14 protein-coding genes are annotated in these 15880 nt (G+C 69.4%); 5 read left to right on the top strand and 9 right to left on the bottom strand.

What is annotated here, in order from left to right:
* Window positions 1-140: 140 nt before the first annotated feature.
* Window positions 141-1091, bottom strand: a complete 951-nt coding sequence (locus ESP51_RS01150) for a carbohydrate kinase family protein (RefSeq protein ID WP_129519034.1) — start codon at window positions 1089-1091, stop codon at window positions 141-143.
* Window positions 1092-1094: 3 nt separating this feature from the next.
* Complete coding sequence (locus ESP51_RS01145) at window positions 1095-2099, bottom strand: LacI family DNA-binding transcriptional regulator (RefSeq protein ID WP_129519065.1); 1005 nt, start codon at window positions 2097-2099, stop codon at window positions 1095-1097.
* A 170-nt stretch (window positions 2100-2269) separates the two neighbouring features.
* On the opposite strand from ESP51_RS01145, the gene ESP51_RS01140 reads away from it, so the two are divergent.
* The 5 genes from ESP51_RS01140 to ESP51_RS01120 all read left to right on the top strand — a co-directional run bounded on the left by ESP51_RS01140 (window position 2270) and on the right by ESP51_RS01120 (window position 6509).
* Window positions 2270-3370 carry a substrate-binding domain-containing protein gene (locus ESP51_RS01140; protein ID WP_129519033.1) on the top strand — a complete coding sequence of 367 codons (1101 nt, stop codon included), beginning with the start codon at window positions 2270-2272 and terminating at the stop codon, window positions 3368-3370.
* A 124-nt stretch (window positions 3371-3494) separates the two neighbouring features.
* Window positions 3495-4535, top strand: a complete 1041-nt coding sequence (locus ESP51_RS01135) for an ABC transporter permease (RefSeq protein ID WP_129519032.1) — start codon at window positions 3495-3497, stop codon at window positions 4533-4535.
* Window positions 4532-5347: an ATP-binding cassette domain-containing protein gene (locus tag ESP51_RS01130; protein WP_206737142.1), complete on the top strand. Its 816-nt coding sequence runs from the start codon at window positions 4532-4534 to the stop codon at window positions 5345-5347. Before ESP51_RS01135 ends, ESP51_RS01130 begins: the two co-directional genes overlap by 4 nt.
* Window positions 5344-5697, top strand: coding sequence for a putative quinol monooxygenase (locus tag ESP51_RS01125; protein ID WP_129519031.1), 354 nt, complete (start codon window positions 5344-5346; stop codon window positions 5695-5697). The genes ESP51_RS01130 and ESP51_RS01125 overlap by 4 nt, the downstream gene beginning before the upstream one ends.
* Window positions 5698-5831: 134 nt before the next feature.
* Complete coding sequence (locus ESP51_RS01120) at window positions 5832-6509, top strand: TetR/AcrR family transcriptional regulator (protein ID WP_129519030.1); 678 nt, start codon at window positions 5832-5834, stop codon at window positions 6507-6509.
* 25 nt (window positions 6510-6534) lie between these two features.
* On the opposite strand, the gene ESP51_RS01115 is transcribed toward ESP51_RS01120, so the two are convergent.
* From ESP51_RS01115 to ESP51_RS01085, 7 genes are all read right to left on the bottom strand, one after another.
* The gene (locus ESP51_RS01115; protein WP_129519029.1) at window positions 6535-7563 is read right to left on the bottom strand and encodes a DUF2804 domain-containing protein; all 1029 of its coding nucleotides are present in this window, start codon (window positions 7561-7563) and stop codon (window positions 6535-6537) included.
* A 212-nt stretch (window positions 7564-7775) separates the two neighbouring features.
* The gene (locus ESP51_RS01110) at window positions 7776-10601 is read right to left on the bottom strand and encodes an immune inhibitor A domain-containing protein (protein ID WP_129519028.1); all 2826 of its coding nucleotides are present in this window, start codon (window positions 10599-10601) and stop codon (window positions 7776-7778) included.
* A 280-nt stretch (window positions 10602-10881) separates the two neighbouring features.
* Entirely contained in the window at window positions 10882-11637 is a 756-nt protein-coding gene (locus tag ESP51_RS01105) for an SDR family NAD(P)-dependent oxidoreductase (RefSeq protein WP_129519027.1), read from the bottom strand.
* A gap of 68 nt (window positions 11638-11705) precedes the next feature.
* Window positions 11706-12353, bottom strand: coding sequence for a pyridoxine/pyridoxamine 5'-phosphate oxidase (locus tag ESP51_RS01100; RefSeq protein ID WP_129519026.1), 648 nt, complete (start codon window positions 12351-12353; stop codon window positions 11706-11708).
* A 31-nt stretch (window positions 12354-12384) separates the two neighbouring features.
* The gene (locus tag ESP51_RS01095) at window positions 12385-13218 is read right to left on the bottom strand and encodes a creatininase family protein (RefSeq protein ID WP_129519025.1); all 834 of its coding nucleotides are present in this window, start codon (window positions 13216-13218) and stop codon (window positions 12385-12387) included.
* Complete coding sequence (locus tag ESP51_RS01090; protein WP_129519024.1) at window positions 13215-14567, bottom strand: FAD-binding oxidoreductase; 1353 nt, start codon at window positions 14565-14567, stop codon at window positions 13215-13217. The genes ESP51_RS01095 and ESP51_RS01090 overlap by 4 nt, the downstream gene beginning before the upstream one ends.
* Window positions 14568-14653: 86 nt before the next feature.
* The gene (locus ESP51_RS01085) at window positions 14654-15817 is read right to left on the bottom strand and encodes an ABC transporter substrate-binding protein (RefSeq protein WP_129519023.1); all 1164 of its coding nucleotides are present in this window, start codon (window positions 15815-15817) and stop codon (window positions 14654-14656) included.
* Window positions 15818-15880 lie beyond the last annotated feature (63 nt).

Genomic DNA, 15880 nt, shown 5'->3' with positions numbered 1-15880 from the left:
GCCCCGAGCGTGTTCGCAACTCCGGATTCGCCAGGCGACACGCCGTTCGACGTATCCGGACACGCGGAGCGATCGTGCGGCATCCGGAGTTGTGCGCGCTCGAGTGCAGCGTCGCACGGTGGTGACTCGATCGCCCGGCGTCAGCTCGGGTAGACGGGATCGTGCGCGGGCTTGCGAAGCAGCGCGCCCTCGTGGCGCACCGTCGCGGCGGCGATGGTCATCGCTTCGCGGAGTGCCGTCTCCCAGGCGATCGTCGTCTGCGGGAGGCCGCGCTCCGCGATGTGCTGCACGATCGCCGAGAGGGTGGCATCACCGGCGCCCATCGTGTCGACGACCGGGCCGGAGAGCTCGACGATGTCGGCGTGCACCACGAGCCGGCCGTCGTGGATGGTCGCGCCCTCGCGACCGGCGGTCGCGAGGATCGCCGGACCGAAGCCCGGCGCGTCGTCGGCCACGGGATCCCGGCCGAGCCGGGCGACGAACGCGTCGAGCGAGTCGCCGAGCAGCAGCTCGGCGTCTTCGTCGCCGACTTTCGCGAGCAGCGACCGAGAGGCGAAGTCCTCGAAGTTCTCGAGGAACGCGGCGCGATCGGCGAGCATGCCGGCACGGGGATTCCCGTCGACGATGACCCGCTCCTCGGGCCGCGCGATCGCGTCGACGAGCTCGGCGTACTGCGCGGCGTTGTCGAAGGGGAAGCAGCTCACGACCACGAGGTCGGCCTCGTCGAGCGCCGCTCGAGTCGCGTCGTCGAAGCGGATGCTCCGGTGCTGTGCCGCTTCGTTGAACTCGTATCGCGGCTCGCCGTCGGTGCGATCCGAGATCGCGCGCGAGGTGCCGAGCGCCGACGGGCTCTCGACGAGCCGCACGCCGAAGTCGTCGAGGTACGAGCGGATGTGCTGCGCCGCCTCGTCGTCGCCGAGCATCGCGACGAGGGTCACGTCTTGGCCGAGGAGCGCGAGTCCGACGGCGACGTTGAGCGCGGCGCCGCCCACGAATTCGCGGGAGCCCTGGGGATCGCGGAGCTCGTCGATGAGGGCGTCACCGACGACGGTGATCCGTTGCGTCGATGGAGCGGGGGCGGGGTGGGACATCCGTCAGCCTTCCTGGCGTGGTGGGATCTCGCCCGAGCCGCGCTCGATCAGGCGCGTCGGGATGATGGTGCGAGCTGCGGGGGAGGCGTCGCCGTCGAGCCGGGCGAACACGCGCTCGGCGGCGACACGGCCGATCTGCTGCGGGTTCTGTGCGACGACGGTGATGCCGGGCTCGAGCATATCGGCGAGCGGCACGTCGTCGAAGCCGACGAGGGCGGTGTCACGATGACGGTCGAGCTCGCGAAGCGCGTGGATCACGCCGATGGTCACGAGGTTCTGGCTGCTGAAGATCGCGGTCGGCGGAGTGGGCGAGTCGAAGAGCGCAATCGTCGCGAGCCGCGCGGTCTCCGCGTCGTGGAGGCCCTCGATGACGGGCACGTCGCGCGTGGCGACGCCGAAACGGCCGAGTTCGTCGAGGAAACCCTGACGGCGTTCGCGAGCGGTGCGGATGTTCGCCTTGTCGCCGAGGTAGGCGACGCGCCGGTGCTCTCGCTCGAGCAGGTGCCGAGTGGCGAGGGCGGCGCCGTCGTAGTTGTCGCTCACGACGGCGTCGGAGGTGATGCCGGCGGGCTCGCGGTCGACGAAGACCACGGGCGTGCCGCGCCGGAGCTCGGGCGCGAGGTACGCCTGGCTCTCGGAGACGGTCGTGAGGATGAGGCCGTCGACGCGGCGCCGGAGGAAGGCCGACACCGCGGCCTGTTCGCGGTCGGGGTCGTCGTCGAGGCTCGAGGCGAAGACCGAGACGCCGCGTTCGAGGGCGACGTCTTCGACGGCGCGATGCACGGCGCCGGCGAACGGGTTGTCGACACTGCTGACGAGGAGGCCGAGCGTGCGGGTGCGTCCGTCGGCACGCCGCAGGTTCCCGGCGTGCAGGTCGGGCTGGTAGTCGAGGGTGCGGGCCGCGGCGATGACCTTCGCGATCGTCGCTGCCGAGACATTCGGCTCGTTGTTGATGACGCGTGAGACGGTTTTCACGCCGACGCCGGCGAGTGCCGCCACTTGGCGCATGGTCGGGCGGCGGGAACCGTGAGCCGCGGAATTCTGGTCTGACAACGGTGTCACAATTAGCTCCCCAATGTGCAATCTGGACTTGACTGTACATGACGAAAGAGGCTAGACCTAGATATGACATCGTTGTCAGGGCGGCAACGGTCACCCACACAAGAGGAGATTCACCGATGAATCACGCAGCACCCGGCGCACTCCGTCGCCGACTCATCACGGCCGGTTCGCTCACCGCCGCCGCAGCTCTCGCCTTCACCGGATGCGCGTCCTCGGACACCGGCGGCGGCACCGCGGGCGGCGATGACGAGAACATCAGCGTCTCGCTCATCGTGAAGACGAGCACCAACCCCTTCTTCGTCGCCATGCAGGACGGCGCAGAGGTCGCCGCCGAAGACCTCGGCGTCGACCTCACGTTCGCCGCAGGCAAGGAGGACGGCGACGAGGACACCCAGATCCAGGCCATCGAGAACGCCATCTCGAAGGGCGACGCCGGCATCCTGATCACGCCGAACGGACCCGCCGTCGAAGACGCGCTCGTGAAGGCCCGCGACGCCGGCCTCTACGTCATCGCGCTCGACACCCCGCCCGGTGACCCCGAGTCCGTGGACATCACCTTCGCCACCGACAACTTCCTCGCCGGCCAGGAGATCGGCAAGTGGACCGCCGCGAAGCTCGGCGGCGAGAAGGCCACGATCGCGCTCATCGACCTCTTCGACGACAAGGTCGTCTCGGTCGACGTCGCTCGCGACCAGGGCTTCCTCGACGGCATGGGCATCGACGTCGGCGACGAGACGAAGAACGGCGACGAGGCGAAGACGGGCACGTACTCGGGAGGCGAGTACGAGATCGTCGGCAACGAGGCATCCCAGGGCGCTGAAGACGGCGGCCGCACCGCAGCCGAGACCCTGCTCTCGAAGAACTCCGACATCAACGTGGTCTACACGATCAACGAGCCCGCAGCCTACGGCGCCTACGAGGCCTTCAAGGCAGGCGGCACCACCGACGGTCTCATCGTCGTCTCGGTCGACGGCGGCTGTGCTGGAATCGACGCCGTCAAGGATGGCATCATCGGCGCGACGAGCCAGCAGTACCCGGTCAAGATGGCCGAGCTCGGCGTGCAGGCGATCCACGACCTCGTGAAGACCGGCGAAGTGCCCGAGAACACCGAGGGCCTCGACTTCTTCAACACGGGTGTCGCGCTCGTGACCGACGACCCCCAGGAGGGCGTCGAGTCGATCGACACCGCCGAGGGCAGCGAGATCTGCTGGGGCTAGTCCCAGCACCGCAACGTGAGGCGGTGCGGTTCGGGCGACGGATGTCGCGTGAGCCGTCCCGGGCCGAGGTATCCGTCATCCGCCCGATCCGCACCGCCTCACCCTGAGAAATCGGAGAATCAACGTGAGTCAGCAAACCACAGAGCCGCCGACCTCGGCGCTCGATCTGGCCGAGGAGTTCCTCGACCGCAGCACGCCGCTCAGCCGCATCCGCAATACCCTGCATCGCTACCCCGCTCTCAGCCCGGCCATCGTGCTCGTGCTCGCCGTGATCGTGTTCGGGTTGCTCAACGACCGCTTCCTGAACCCGGCCAACCTCTCGCTGATCACGCAGCAGGTCGCCGTGGTCGGCACGCTCGCGCTCGCGCAGACCCTCATCATCCTCACCGCGGGCATCGACCTGTCGGTCGGAGCCGTCATGGTGCTCAGCTCGATGGTGGTCGCCCAGACCACGGTGCACATGGGCGTGCCGGCCATCCTCGGCCTCTTCCTCGGCCTCGTCGTCGGGCTCGGCGCGGGCGCCCTCAACGGCTTCCTCGTCACGCGCCTCAAGCTGCCGCCGTTCATCGTGACCCTCGGCACGCTCAACATCTTCGTCGCGCTCACGCTGCTCTACTCCAGCGGCGCGACCGTTCGTGGCGGCGAGATGCCCGACCTCCTCACCGCGATGGGGGCGACGTTCAACCTCGGCGGCGTGAACATCACGATCGGCGTGCTCATGATGCTGATCCTCTACGTCGTGCTCGCGTTCATCCTGCAGAAGACCGCTTGGGGCCGGCACGTCTACGCCGTCGGCGACGACCCCGAGGCGGCGCGACTCGCGGGCATCAGCGTCAACCGGGTGCTCATGAGCGTCTACCTCGCGGCCGGCGCGATCCTCGTGATCGGCGCCTGGATCCAGATCGGGCGCACGAACGCCGCGTCGCCGAACGCCGGCGCCGACCTCAACCTCGACTCGATCACCGCCGTCGTGATCGGCGGCACGAGCCTCTTCGGCGGTCGTGGCACCGTGTGGGGCACCCTCCTCGGCGCCCTCATCGTCGGCATCTTCCGCAACGGGCTCTCGCTCGCAGGGCTCGACGTGCTCTGGCAGACGTTCGCCGTCGGTGTGCTCATCGTCGTGGCCGTCTCCGTCGACCAGTGGATTCGAAAGGTACGCAAATGACCGACACCACCGACACCACCGCTGCCGGAGCGGCGGCTGCCGCGGAATCCGATGGCCGCACGCCGATCCTCCGTGCCAAGCGCCTCGTGAAGACGTTCGGCCGCGTCGTCGGCCTCGACGGAGTGAGCCTCGAGCTCTACCCCGGCGAGGTGCTCGCCATCATCGGCGACAACGGCGCCGGCAAGTCGACGCTCATCAAGTGCCTCACGGGCGCCGAGATCCCCGACGAGGGCGAGATCTTCCTCGACGGCAAGCCGGTGCACTTCAAGCGTCCGCAGGACGCGCACGCCGCCGGCATCGAGACGGTGTACCAGAACCTCGCCGTCTCGCCCGCGCTCGACGTGGCCGCGAACCTCTTCCTCGGTCGCGAGGTGCGCAAGAAGGGCATCCTCGGCTCGGTCTTCCGCATGGTCGACCAGAAGGGCATGCGGCAGCGGGCGAAGGACGAGCTCAAGGAGCTCGGCATCTCGACGCTGCAGGATGTCACGGTGGCCGTCGAGAACCTCTCGGGCGGGCAGCGCCAGGCCGTCGCCGTCGCACGTGCCGCGGCGTTCGGGTCGAAGGTCGTCGTGCTCGACGAGCCGACGGCGGCGCTCGGCGTGCGCGAGTCGCAGCAGGTGCTCGAGCTCATCAAGAACCTGCGCGATCGCGGCATCCCCGTCATCCTCATCTCGCACAACATGCCGCAGGTGTTCGAGGTGGCCGACCGCATCCACATCCAGCGGCTCGGCAAGCGCGCAGCCACGATCACGCCCGAGTCGCACTCGATGACCGACGCGGTCGCGATCATGACCGGCGCGGCCCGCGTGTGAGCTCGCCGAAACCCGACGGCGTCGTCGAACTCGTCGCCGAGTTCACGGCGCTCCCCGGCCGCGAGGAGGAGGTAGAGCGCCTCCTCCTCGCGCTCACGGCCGAGGTGCGCAACGAGCCCGGATGCCTCGAGTTCACGCCGCACCGCGTCGCCCCCGCTCCTGCCGGGGCTGCGGTCGCGACGAGTCCCGCACCCGTGGGCTTCCGCTTCGTCGTGACGGAGGCCTATCGCGACCGGGAGGCGTTCGCCGCCCACCTCGCGGGGCCCTACGGGGCGGTGTTCAACGCGGCGCTGCATCCGCTCATCGTCGAGGACCGCTCCGCGCTCACGTTCCTCAGGCGTCTCGGCTGAGCGTCTCCTCTCACGCTCGCCTCCCGCGCGGTGGAGTGACCGGATCGCGTGGGAGTGACCGAATTCGGTCACTCCCGAGGAACGGGCTCCTCCGCGGCGTGCGTTAGCGTGGGTGGCTGACCCCGAGGAGCACCATGAGACCCGGACCGAGGCGCAGCGTCAGCCAGGTCGACATCGTCGACGCGGCGTTCGAGATCCTCGAGCAGAAGGGCTTCGCCGGGGTCTCCGTGCGGGGCGTGGCGGCGGCGCTCGGCCTCACGCCCACCGCGATCTACACGTACTTCCCGTCGAAGAACGCGCTCATGCGGGCCATGGTCGAAGAGCTCCTCGCGGGCGTCGACGTGGCTGCGGCATCCGATTCGTCGAGCGGATGGCGCGACCGCGTGCACGCCCTCGCGCTCGCCGTGCGGGCGAGGCTCGCCGAGCATGCCGGCGCCATGGTGCTCGTCACGAGCGGGCCGCTCGACGGACCGCACGCCCTCGCCCTCGGCGAGGCGCTCATCCGCTTGTTCGTCGAGGCGGGCCTGCCGGTCGACGACGCCGCGCGGGCCGCCGCGGCAGTGAAGGCGCACGTGCTCGGGGTGAGCGCCCTCGAAGCGGCGGAGCGCGCCGGGCGGGTGGCTGAAACGGGTGCCGCCGAGGGTGCCGGCCGCGCGACATCCGGCCCCCTCTGGACGGATGCCTCGCGCTACCCGCTCACCGAGGCGACCGCGCATCTCGCGCTCGCCGCGGGAGCCGACGACGAGTTCGCGTGGGGAATCGACCGCTTGCTCGACGGGCTCGTCGGCACCGCGGCTGTGGGGAACACCTGAGCCGAGCCTGGGGGGCGATCGCCGGCTACCAGCGGTTGCGCACGAACTCGGCCCACCCGAACAACGACTCGACGGGGATGATCTCGCCGGCGTCAGTGGTGACCGTGCCGCGATACGTGCCGAAGCACTGGTGAGTCTCGGAATGGATCACGCCGAGCGCGGTCCGCGACGATCGCTCGTAGAACGGCTCGAAGCGCAAGTCGATATGGCGGCTCCTGATCGACCACGGCGCGAGCCAGTCCTCGGGATCGAAGCGCCACTCGAGCTCCTCGCCGAGTTTGTGCAGGCGGCCGTCGAGCGAGACCGCGTTCTCGGTCGAGCCGGTGCCGTCCGAGGCGCCGCCGGCGAGCTGCAGGCCGAGCCGGCGGCCGCGCTCGATGCCGGACGCTGCACCCCAGTTCGCCGTCATGCGATACGGCCAGCGACCACGAGCGTGGTCGAGCACCGCCCAGCTCTCACCTGCCGGGAGATCATGGCTCGTGCCATCGAGGGTCACGGTGCCGCGGGCGGGGCGTGCGACATCCTTCACTCTGTACTGGAATCTGCGGTCGCTCCACGGCACCACGACGCCGAGCGACTCATGGCCTTTGGGCCGCTCTGCGAGCACGTCGATCGTGACGCGTGCGCTCGCCGCGCGGATTCGCGTGCTGCCGTGCTCCTCGAAGATCGCCGCCTCGATGCCGGGCATGTTCGCGGTGGCAGGGCCGGCGCCGTGCGATGGCGGCAGCGACGCGCCCCGCGAGAGCGGCATGGTCGCGCCGCCGTCGACGAATTCGAGCGTGCGGCGGTCGAGAACCCACATCTCGCACGTGGCGACGTAGTCGAGCATCGCGATCGTGAGTGATGCGATTGCGGTCGGCGAGGTGAACACCCAGTATTCCCACCGCTTGTTGCGGCCACGGCCGACGCGGCCACGGCCGATGCCCGAGGTATCGTGCAGCGGATGCCGCGTCCAGCCCACCGATTCGCGATTGAGCTGACCGTTCGGCAGGCACAGCGCGACCCGCCCGGTGAGCTCGCGCTCACGGGTGAGCGGCGTGCCTGCGTCGCCCACGCGCCCCCCTCGCCTCGTGTCCTCCAGCACAGTGTATTGGTGAGGCCAGCCTCACCATGGAGCGGTCGTATCGGGCCGGTTGCGGCGAGGCGCTGTCTCCCCGAATTGCTTGGACGAGTCGGCTCCGTACTGGCGAGGCGCCGGTCCCGAGAAGGGGCCGACGCCTCGCCGGTGTTGCGGTAGTGCGGTGGTGCGGTGGTGCGGTGGTGCGTCTACTCCGCGCTCGGCGGGGTGACGCGGATGAGCGCGGAGCGGTTGCCGTCGAGCGTCTTGGCGACCTCGATGACGGTGCCGAAGCCGACGCCGGCATCACCGGGGTTGCCGGTGCCGGTCACCGTGAACCCGAAGTCGAGCCCGAAGAGGCTCTCGAGCGGGCTGCCGGCGGAATCCACGATCCGAGTCGTGTACGGAGCGTTGCCCTTCGACGGAACGACCGTCGAACCGTCGGCGTAGCGCCAGTAGAAGCCGTCGACCTCGGGGTCGCCGGTCTGCACGTACTCGAGCCCCGGAACCCAGCCCTGGCTGTCGGTGAAGGTGCTCACTCCCGCTCGGGCCGGCACGTCGGTGCAGTACTCCGTGAACGCCGCATCGGTGAAGCACTCGGTGAACGGATACGTGTCACGCACGCCGAACGCGGCATCCGAGGACTGCGCCCTCGACGGCATGTTCTTCAGCACGCTCGGGTCGGCGGACGCCGCCTCGCCGGTGCGGCGCAGCGGATCGAAGTGGCTGTCGACGATGAGCAGGCCGCCCTTCGCACCGCCGCTCGGCATCGACGTGAGATTGCTCTGCACGTGGTTCGCGTTGCCGTAGGTGGTATCGCGATACCAGACGAGCGCGCCGGGCGCGTTGTACTGCATCTTGTCGACCTTCCACGCGCCGTCGCTGTATACAGTGTCGTAGGCGTACTTCAGTCCCTCGTCGAAGCCATCGAAGTTGCGCCACTCGACGAGGTAGTACTGCGCCTGCGTCGAGGTGCCCGTGTCGATGTGCCAGCCCTCACCGGTCGTGTCCGTGAACGACGCGACCTCGGGGGTCCACCCGGCGTCGCCGCTCTCGACGTCGTCGCTCCAGACGGTCGCGGCGCCGCTCGTGAGCGAGAAGTCGTCGGCGAACCAGCCACGCTCGAGGAACGCCTCATCGGTCGCGTAGCGCAAGCGCACGTCGACCGACTGGCCGGCGAAGGCCGAGAGGTCGGCGTACTGGTGCTGCCATCCTCCGGTGCTTCCCGTGAGCCCGTACTTCTTGTTGCCGAAGTCGACCATGCGGCCGTTCGGGTCGGTGTAGCCGTCGGGCGTGGTCACCTCGGCGCCGGCCTCGTCGTAGACCTTGACCTCGGTCCACGTCGCACCGCCGTCGGTCGAGACCTCGACGAAGCCGTAGTCCCATTCCTCCTCGATGACGTAGTCGTTGTACATCCAGAACTTCGCGTCGGCGGGAACGGTGCCGAGGCTGCGGCTCAGGCGCACGTCGGCCCAGTCCTGGTCGGCTCCGGTGGCCCACATGTTCTCGCCGCTGTGCGGCTCGGCGAGCGTCACGACCTTGTCGGGCAGGTTGACCTTCACGCCGTCGGCGGTGCCCTTGAGCGGGCGCGAGTTCTGGCCGACCTTCACGGTCGTGGCGTCGTCGCCGGCGTTGAGCTGCACGGGGTCGGCCCAGCCGAGCACCCACTTGTCCCAGAGGCCCATGTGCGTCGGCATCGACTGGAAGATCGGGCCGGCGTGCGAACCCGACGACATGAGATCCCAGAAGTCGATGTCGGAGTCGCCGGCACCCGTTGTGTCATAGAGATCGGGCAGGCCGAGGTCGTGACCGTACTCATGGGCGAACACGCCGACGCCCGAGTCCTCGGGCTGCACGATGTAGTTCGAGAGCGTGAGGTCGGTGCCGGGGATCTCCGCGCCGCCGATGACGGTCGACGAGTGGGCCCAGATGGCGTTGGTGCCCTCGGCGCCGCCGCCGCCCGACTTGTCTTCACCGGCGTGCACGAGCACGACGTGGTCGATGACGCCGTCGGGCTCGTTGAAGTCGAGGTCGCCGTCGCGGTCGCCCTGGTCCTCGATGTCGTAATCGGCCCACGGGAAGTCGGGCTGCGCCGCCGCGAGCGCCTCGACGGCGTCGATCGGCAGCTGGCCCGGGCCCAGCGGGTTGTCGGGGTGGCCCTGCATGTCTTGAACGGCGCCCGCCTCGTAGACGCCCTCTTCGTTCAGGAAGCAGACGCTCGCCCCGTAGTAGGCCTCGGAGTGCGGAACCTCGACCCACGGGGTCGCCTCACCGGAGACGGTGTAGGCGCCGTGCGACATCTCTTCGTACATCGCCTTCATCGTGTAGCCGGAGATGTCGAAGCCTGGCTGCCCGTCGGGACCGGTGAGATCGGTGCGCACGCGGTCGGTGATGCCTTCATCGGTGAAGAGCATCTTGTCGAAGTGCTCGGGCGAGAAGTCGGGCACCCACATCGAATTGTTGTCGAGCCGGTCGTAGCTCGCCGGATCGGGGATGTTGTTGTGGAGCGGGCCGTTCTGCACGTCGCCTGGTTTGCACTCGGTGGCTCCGAACTCGGTCGGAACCTGCACGCCGGAGAAGTCGTCGTTCGCCGCTTCGCTGAACTCGACGAGGATCGTGAGGAGCTTCGCCTCCTGAGTCGACTTCGCCTGCTTGTACCGGCTCTTCAGGTCTTTCGGGCTCTCGCCCGTCTCGATCGACTTCGCCTCGAGCTTCGCGAGCCCGCGTGCGGCGATCGGGTTGCCCTCTGAGAACTTGCGGTCGAGCGCCGTCGCCTTCTCGATCGCGTCGGCCGCGAACTGCTTCGCGCCGAGGCCGCCCTCGGTGACCTTGAGGTCGGTGCCGAACGCCTGCTCGGCCCGAGGCTCCACGTAGTTGATGTAGTGCTCGGAATCGCTGATCACGGGCGCCGCCCCCTGCGATGGCGCCGTGGCCGCTCCCGTCGTACTCGTCGTCACCAATCCGGCGGCGACGAGTGCGAGCACGGGAATCACGGCCACCGAGCGCTGACGCGCCCGTGTGGTGCTTCCAGTCATGCTTCTCCCCTCGAGAGCCCCGCGGAGGTGACCGCAGGGCATGAAACGCGCCCGCCGATAGGCGGACGTAAATCGCATCCTGCCCTGCGGCTCGGCGGCTATGGAAGAGCTGTGCGGGATCTGTGGAGAACGACGCAGGTCCATTGCGCGGGCGCGCACGAATCCTTCGGCTGGCCCTCGTTCGGGGGCGATCACGGGCGTGCGGATGGCGCGGCATCCGCTTCATTTATGGTGAGGATGCCTCGCGGCTTGGCACGCAGGTGGCCACCGAACCCGCGGCTCAGTGCATGATCATGCCGCCGGTGACGTTGAACGCCTGGCCGGTGAGATAGTCGGCGTCGTCGGTCGCGAGGAAGTGCGCGACGCCGGCCACGTCGTCGGCGACGCCGAGGCGCCCGAGCGGCGAGTACGACGCCCACTCCGCGACATCCGCTTCGGTGCGGGTCGCCGCTCCCATCTCAGTGAGCACGTATCCGGGGCAGAGCGCGTTGGCGGTGATGCCGTGCGGGCCAAGTTCGAGCGCAGTGACGCGGGTCAGCGCGATCACCGCCGCCTTCGATGCCGCGTAGTGCGCATGGCCCTGCCCGCCGGCCTTGCCGGCCATGCTCGCCAGGTTGATCATCTTGCCGCCGTGCCCGGCCGCGATCATCGCCCGCGCCGCCGTTTGCGTGGTGACGAGCATCGAGCGGGTGTTGATGGCGAACGTCTGGTCCCATTCGGACACGTCGATCTCGAGCAGGGGCGCGAACCGCAGGATGCCGGCGTTGTTCACGAGCACGTCGATGCCGCCGAGCCCGTCGATCGCCGCACCGACCGCACGCTTCGTGTCGTCGGCATCACCGAGGTCGACGTGGTGGAAGTCGCCTCCGATCCGCTCGGCGTGCTCGCGTCCCGACTCCTCGAGGAGGTCGAGGATTGCGACCCGTGCGCCCGACGCCGCGAGTCGGGAGGCGATGGCGGCGCCGATGCCTCGCGCAGCCCCGGTGACGATCGCGCGTCGGCCGGCGAGAGGTGCGGGTGCTTCGGGAGTGATCATGCTGGCTCCGGTTCGACGGGTCGGGGTGGTTTCGATACGCCTGCTCCGCGGGCTACTCAACCACCGGGTCAGCCGGGGAGGCGTTCGGCGCTCCAGCCGTCGCCAGATCGCGTGTACTCGACGCGGTTGCTCGGGCCGTCGAGGTCGCCCCGCCAGAACGTGATGCGGCGCGGCGTCACTCGGAACCCCACCCAGGTCGGGGGTGCGTCGAGCGTGCCGTCGGGGTGTTCCGCGGCGAAGGCGGCCCACGCCTCCCGGCGCGCCGCGACGCCGCGCTCGGCGAGCTCCGAGGTGTTCGACCAGGCGAGGAGCTGCAGATAGCGGGAGCGGGACGCGAAGACGGCGGCGGCCTCCTCGGCGGAGGCGGGCTCCGCGTCGCCCACCACGGTGAGCTGCCGACCGAGTTCAGACCAGACGAAGGTAAGCGAGACGCGCGGGTTCGCCGCGAGCTCGCTCGCCTTCCGGCTCCGGGCGTCGGTGTGGAAGAAGAGCGCCTCGCCGTCGAACTCGCTGAGCAGCACGTTGCGCGAGTCGGGGTAGCCGTCGGCATCGATCGTCGCGAGCGTCATCAGCGGCCGGAGTTCATCGGTGTTCGCCGGCAGCCACCCGCCGAGCAGGGCCAGCGGGTCGGGCAGGGTCTCGTCGGGGTTCGGCTGGTCCTCGCCGAACGCCTGCGTGCTCGTGATCGTCACAAGGCGGGGCTCAGGTTCACTCATGCGGGCGTTCCCTCTCCATGCTCCGGATGCCTCAAGCTTGGCGCGTCCCGCCGGGGATGTCGCCGGTCGGTTCGCCAGCGGCTCTGCTGATCGGCGGCACCGGGTCGAACCGCGCGATCTCCTCGAGCGAGTGTGCGCTCTCCTCGACGGCGGTCTCGAAGATCGCTGCCCCGTGCGTGGCATCCGCACCGGTCGGATCACCGATCACGCCGTCTGGGTGGAAGTCGTTGCTCAGCCAGCCCATGATCACGGGCGTCGAATGGAACCCGATGCGCGGGTGGGCGCCCAAGTGGTCGGGCACCCGCCGTTCGGCGCGGCCGAGGTCGACGAGATCGGGTCGCAGGTGGAGCATGAGCGAGGTCTCGCCGTGCCCGCCGTGGATGCCGTACCCGAGCTCGTCGGGGCCCACCTCGCCGTCGCCCGCGGGCACGGGGAAGCCCATGAGGAACGTCTGCAGGCCGAAGCGCCGGCGCAGCGTGCGGAGCGAGACCTGCAGCAGGGCGACGTTGCCGCCGTGGCCGTTCAGGAAGACGAGCCTCCGAGCGGGCGTCATCGCGACCGACCGGCCGAGATCGACGAGGGTCGCCATGAGCGTCTCGCCCGAGAGCCACATCGTGCCGGGCGCCCAGCTGTGCTCGTCGGACTTGGTATATGCGAGCGGATGCAGGAGCCACGCGTCGACGCCACGCGCAACCGCGCGCTCGACGGCGGCCGTCGCGACGGCCTCGGCCATGATGCGGTCGGTCGCGAGCGGGAGGTGGTCGCCGTGATGCTCGATCGCCCCGGTCGGCAGCACGAGCACGGAGTCAGCCGTGAGGGTGCGGGTGACGGCCGGCCCCGAGAGCTCCTCGAGTAGACGGCTCATGCGGTGGTTCCGCTGACCATGAGGGGATTGCTCACGGCCGTCGTGGGAGCCGGGGCGGGGAGCTTGCCGGGGTTCAGGAGCGCTCGCGGGTCGGTCTCGGCCTTCAGCTCGCGCGTGCGCTCGATCTCGACGTCGACATACCACTGGTGCGGATTGTGCGTGTTCACGCCGAGCGCGGCGAGCGTCGCAAAGCCGGCGACGACGGCCTCCTCACTCTCATACTCGCCCGCGAGCATGCCGATCGGCCGGCCCTTCTGCGCCTCGATGTGCAGCATTCCGCCGGGGTAGACGGCGTGCACCTCGTCGATGCGCTCGACGAGGGCGTCACCGCCGACCTCGACGTGGAAGTAGGTGCCGGGGTAGGCCTTCTGCAGCCACTCGATCGGATGGTTGTACGAGATCATGCTCAGCCTCATGACCTCCTGGGCGCCGTCGCGCACGTCTTCGACGACGCCGCCGGCCGATTCGACGAGCGCGGATGCCGCGGCAACCGCCCGAGCGTCGAGGATCGCCCGCAGGCTCGCCCGCCCCTTCGGGATGCCGGTGTTCGACGGCAGGGCATCGGCGAGCGTGGGAAGGTCGGCTGAGACCAGCCGCGGCGTCGGCTCGAGATCGCCGACCTGGCGGATGATCGAGAGCGCTTGCGAGAAGTCGTCGAAGCTCGCGTAGAACGCACGCCACTCCTGCAGGGGCTCGAGTCGCACGGTCGCTCGCGCGATGATCCCGGCGGTGCCGTAATTGTGCAGGTACGGTTGCGCGGCCTCGCCCTCGACGTGTACGAGGTCGGCGTCGCCGGTCGCGTGCACCACGTCGAGGGCGACCACGAACGGTCCGCCGGCGATGACGCCGTGGGCGATCGAGCCCGTGCCGCCGGAGCCGCCCGAGAGGAAGCCGCCGAGCGTGCTCTGCGCCGTCGACGGATAGAGCAGCAGCTGCTGGCCTGCCGACCACGCCTGGTTCTCGATCATGGCCAGCACGGCGCCCGCGTCGGCCGTGACGAACCCGTCGCCGACCTCGACGATCGTGCGCGCACGGCTCATGTCGAGCACGAGGCCTCCCGACATCGGGATGCCCTGCCCGTAGTTCCCGGTTCCCTTGCCTCGTGGGGTGATCGACACGCCGTGGCGCACCGCGGCGGCGACCACCTGCGCGATCTGTTCGGCAGACGTGGGGTAGGCGACGACGTCGGCGAGTCCGAGGGGGAGCTTCGCCGAGATCACCGGCGAGAGCTTGCAGCCGTCGACGGACGCGCGCTCGCGCGTCGCGAGGTCGACGCTCACGCCGCGCTCGCCGAGCAGATCGGTGAGCGTGGCGACGAGACCGGCGAGGTCGGGAGTGGTCGGGGTCATTCGGGATCCTCCGGGTGTGGGAAACGGGGGTGCGGATGCCGCGCGCTGCAGCTGGGTCGCAGCTCGGCGCGGCATCCGCTCGCCGGCTAGAAGCCGATCGACTCGTCGATGAACTCATTGGTGTAGAGGTCTTCGGCGGTCAGGTCTTCTGGCACCTCGAAGCCCTGCTCGGCGTAGATCGGCGTGACGATGTCGAAGAGCTCCTGCACCCGGGCGGGGTCGAGGTTGCCCAGGATGTCGTCGGGGCCGTTGCCGACGAGCTCCCTCTTCATGGTCTCGACCGAGAAGTCGGCGACCTCTTGCGAGTAGAGCCATCCGGTGTCGTACGCGTCGATGAGCTCGAGGATGAGCTCGTTCGTCGCGTCGGGGCTCGCGAAGAAGTCGATCTCCGCCTGTTGCAGCACCGGCACGAGCTCGGTGAGGCAGTCGGCGTACTCGGTGACGGCCTCGGGCTTGAGCGAGAGCACGGCGGCGTACTTCGGGTAGCCGGCGTCGTTGATGAGCTCGTACTCGACGGGCTTGCCCCACTCCGTGATCTCGTTCTGGTAGATGTACGGCTCGGCCGAGGCGAAGCCCTGCTGTGCGACGGTGCCCCCCTCGGAGACGAAGACGGCGGGGCTGCCGTCGTACGTCGCGTCCACCTGGTCGGCCTGCAGGATGCCGGCGCCGACGAAGTAGTCGACGTACGTGCCGCCGGGGAAGACGCGGATCGTCGTGCCCTCGGTGCCGAGGTCGGCGATGCTCGTCACGTCGGGGAGTGTCTCGGGGTCCCACATGATCATCTGCGGGTCCTTCTCAAGGGGTGCGAACACGCCCACGGTCGGCAGGTCGCTCGCGTGCGCGATGGACTCGTCGGTGCCGACGTACGCCAGGAAGATGGAGTCGTCGTCGTACATCTGCGCGTTCGGCTGGGTGAACCCGGTGGCGGGGCCTCCGGCCAGGATCGTGACGTCGACGCCCGTGTACTCGCCGCTTGCCATGAGCGGCCCGGTGACCGACTTGATCGAGTCGTCGATCGTATAGTCGTCGCCGACGAGTTCGTACAGGTGGCCGTGCTCGGCCTCGGGGTTCCAGTCGGTCTGGATCTTGATGTCGGCGGGGCAGCCGGCTGCCGCGAGGTCGACGGAGCCGATCTCCAGGTGGGGTGCGTCGGCGGTATCGCCGCTCGCGGAGCTGCTGCAGGCCGCGAGGGCGAGGCCGCCGGCCATGAAGCCGGCGACCGCGACCGCGCGCGTGGTGGTGGTGCGCATGGGATCTCCTCTGTGGTGGGGGTGCTGTGGCGGGTGCCGGTGGTGCGGGGTGATGTCGTGGAG

It is taken from the genome of Agromyces albus (assembly GCF_004134825.1).
GTDB lineage: Bacteria > Actinomycetota > Actinomycetes > Actinomycetales > Microbacteriaceae > Agromyces > Agromyces albus.
The sequence above is the reverse complement of the archived record's forward strand: the minus strand, read 5'-3'. Positions and strand labels throughout refer to the sequence as shown.

Bases quoted from the DNA above. Each gene is read 5' to 3' on its own strand.
- ESP51_RS01150 (WP_129519034.1), bottom strand. From the start codon at position 1,091: ATGTCCCACCCCGCCCCCGCTCCATCGACGCAACGGATCACCGTCGTC.
- ESP51_RS01145 (WP_129519065.1), bottom strand. From the start codon at position 2,099: ATGCGCCAAGTGGCGGCACTCGCCGGCGTCGGCGTGAAAACCGTCTCA.
- ESP51_RS01140 (WP_129519033.1), top strand. From the start codon at position 2,270: ATGAATCACGCAGCACCCGGCGCACTCCGTCGCCGACTCATCACGGCC.
- ESP51_RS01130 (WP_206737142.1), top strand. From the start codon at position 4,532: ATGACCGACACCACCGACACCACCGCTGCCGGAGCGGCGGCTGCCGCG.
- ESP51_RS01120 (WP_129519030.1), top strand. From the start codon at position 5,832: ATGAGACCCGGACCGAGGCGCAGCGTCAGCCAGGTCGACATCGTCGAC.
- ESP51_RS01110 (WP_129519028.1), bottom strand. From the start codon at position 10,601: ATGACTGGAAGCACCACACGGGCGCGTCAGCGCTCGGTGGCCGTGATT.
- ESP51_RS01105 (WP_129519027.1), bottom strand. From the start codon at position 11,637: ATGATCACTCCCGAAGCACCCGCACCTCTCGCCGGCCGACGCGCGATC.
- ESP51_RS01100 (WP_129519026.1), bottom strand. From the start codon at position 12,353: ATGAGTGAACCTGAGCCCCGCCTTGTGACGATCACGAGCACGCAGGCG.
- ESP51_RS01095 (WP_129519025.1), bottom strand. From the start codon at position 13,218: ATGAGCCGTCTACTCGAGGAGCTCTCGGGGCCGGCCGTCACCCGCACC.
- ESP51_RS01090 (WP_129519024.1), bottom strand. From the start codon at position 14,567: ATGACCCCGACCACTCCCGACCTCGCCGGTCTCGTCGCCACGCTCACC.
- ESP51_RS01085 (WP_129519023.1), bottom strand. From the start codon at position 15,817: ATGCGCACCACCACCACGCGCGCGGTCGCGGTCGCCGGCTTCATGGCC.